This window comes from Chamaesiphon sp. (assembly GCF_041737865.1).
Taxonomy (GTDB): Bacteria; Cyanobacteriota; Cyanobacteriia; order Cyanobacteriales; family Chamaesiphonaceae; genus Chamaesiphon.
Genome location: NZ_JBGSQZ010000315.1, coordinates 1 through 2,798, shown reverse-complemented (window position 1 = coordinate 2,798; position 2,798 = coordinate 1). Strand labels below are relative to the sequence as shown.

General features: G+C 50.8%; 1 protein-coding gene. It reads right to left on the bottom strand.

What is annotated here, in order from left to right:
- Positions 1 to 55: 55 nt before the first annotated feature.
- Positions 56 to 2,798 (bottom strand): beta-phosphoglucomutase (gene pgmB / locus ACEW9J_RS24645; protein WP_373547713.1); only part of this gene is annotated, 2,743 nt, incomplete at its 5' end.

Genomic DNA, 2,798 nt, shown 5'->3' with positions numbered 1-2,798 from the left:
CCCCATCCCAGTCATCGCATCTAGGAGTAATTCATGAATTAACCCTACCTAGTAATTAGACTGTCGGTTGGATGGTTTTTGCTGGAGCTAGTTTTAGTTGAGTTTGGAGATCGACGAGGTTAACGCCAACTAAGTTTGGTAACACGATATCAGCGGCTCCAACGCGAGTAATTGGGCCAATGCCGATCGATCTCATCCCAGCCGCGATCGCCGCTTGAACGCCCACGGTGGCATCTTCTACGACCACACATCGAGCGGGCGCGAGTCCGATCTGTTCAGCAGCATGGAGAAATAAGTCTGGGGCTGGCTTAGGAGCCTCGACACTATCACCATCCGCGATCGCATCCACCAGATTACCAATCCCTAATTTCTCGATGACAGTGCGGGCATTTTTACTCGCAGAACCGATCGCAATTTTGATCCCCGCTTGTCGGAGTTCTGTTAATAACTCGACTGCTCCTGGAAACAGATCTTGGGGGGTAATTGTAGCGATCGATTCCACGTAATAATGATTTTTGCGCTCCATCATCTTCTGAAGATCCGCTGCCGAATACTGTCGAATGCCGATGATGTGCATCAGCGATTCGCGACGAGATACACCACGGAGAGCTTCATTTGCCTGTCTGTCGAAAGGCAATCCCTCTTCATCAGCCAGTCGTTGCCAAGCCAGGTAGTGGTATTCGGCAGTATCTGTCAACACGCCATCGACATCGAAGATATAGCCCTGAATATCTGTAGTTGAAACAACTGAGGGCGAGAGGTTGAAATGGTGCCAGGTGCCGCGCCAGTTTAGTTTAAATTTGAGTCGCGTCCAATTCGGTGGCAGATGGGGAGTCGCCACGGGGCCGTTTTCCGTCAGCTTGATGCCACCGAAGCCGAACACTAATGCTTGCCAAACACCACCTGCGGAAGCCGCATGAATCCCATCTTCACTGTTGCCGAAAGTGTTTTTGAGATCGATGAGAGCTGCCCGCATGAAGTGTTCGTAGGCATCTACGGACTTATCCAGACTGGCGGCGAGAAGTGCTTGAACAGATGCGCCGAGGGATGAGCCTTGGGTGATATCGGTGCGGGGGGTGTAGTAATTCCAGTTTTCATGCAAGATATCCTGACGATTGGCAAATTCTGGCGTGTTGAATAGGAGATAGAGCAGCATTAGCACGTCGGGTTGCTTGATGACTTGGCTCTGATTTGTTTTCGCCATGCCGAGGACAGATTGGATCGATCGAGTGCGCGGTTCGTAGTCGCTCAAGTTGAGATCCTGGAGTGCGAAAAAACCCTCAAACTGCTCGATCAGCAATGTCTTCGGATCGTAAGGAATGTACATCTGAGCGATCGTCGTGTGGAAAGCTAGTAGATGCTCTGGTGTGAGTTGTAGCTGTTGGGCTAGTTCGGTTGCCCGCGCTGGAAACTTTTGCTGTAGCCACTCATGGACAGCAACAGCCTTTTCTAGATGCCACTGTACTAGGCGATTGGTATAGGCGTTGTTTCGCACATCCTCATGATATTCATCGGTACCAATTACCCCACAAAGTTCGTAGCGTTGCTGCTGCTCATGCCACTCCACCCGACTCAGCCAGAATAGAGCAGTGTCGAGAATAATTTCGGCTCCGCGATCGCGCATCCACACATCGTCGCCCGTTGCTTGCCAGTATTGCCAGACAGCATAGGCAATATCTGCACTGATATGAATCTCGCGCTCCCCATTCCAAATTCGGACAGGTTCCACATAAGGATCGCTCGACAGCGACCATTTGGGGGTCATCTCATCGCCAGTTGCCGCACTTTCCCAGGCAAACATTGCGCCTTTGTAACCTGCATGAGCGGCTTTGCGCCTTGCTCCAGCTAGGGTACCATAACGATAGTCGAGGAGGCTACGGGCGATCGCGGGTTGCGTGAAGGTGAAAAAGGGCAAGATAAAAATTTCTGTATCCCAGAAGATATGCCCCCGATAGCCAAATCCCGATAAGGTTTTGGCAGGAACGCTGTCTGGGTCAGTATCTATAGATCCTTGATTAGTACAGCCACCAATGAAGAGTTGAAACAAGTTGTAGCGCACGGCTAACTGAGCGTCAAGATCGCCCTCAATCTCGATATCGCTCTGTTGCCAAACTGCTGCCCACGCTTGTTGATGGGCGGCAAGGAGGATTGGATAGGCTGGCAGTTGAGCTAATTTGGTTTGAGCCACCTGAACTGGCGATTTGGTTTCGCGAGAAGTAAACACCGTTACTAGCTTCTCCACGGTGACACTCTGCCCCCTTGTGGCGACAAAAGTGGTCTTCAAGGTCGGACAATCGGGTGTATTTATGACTTCCGATTTAGCATCGGAGCTAATTGTGGTCATTTTTGCAGCCATGCCGAGTTCGATCAGGGTACTGCGGGTGCGAACGTGCAGCCAGACTCCTTGTTCTGTCTTGCCTCGGTCGAGATGCTCCCAGTGGTCGAAGCCTTGATTTTCGGGATAGCCATTAATACTAGACTGGACTTCGATGGTGCCATCGAAATCGATCGGCGTAATCTCACAGCGCATTGCTAATACCGGCTCGTCTGCCAAGCTAGCAAACCGATCGAACTTTAAATCTACGGTATTACCGATCGAACTACGCCAGCGGATCGATCGACTCAGAACCCCATCCCGCAAGTCCAGTCGCCGCTCATAGGCGATAATTTCACCACGATCTAATCGAAACTGTTCGCCATTAATAATTACCACCAATAACAGCCAGTCGGGACAGTTTGCCAGCTCGGTATACACCACAGGAGTATCGTCATACAACCCATTAATTAAGGTAATTGGT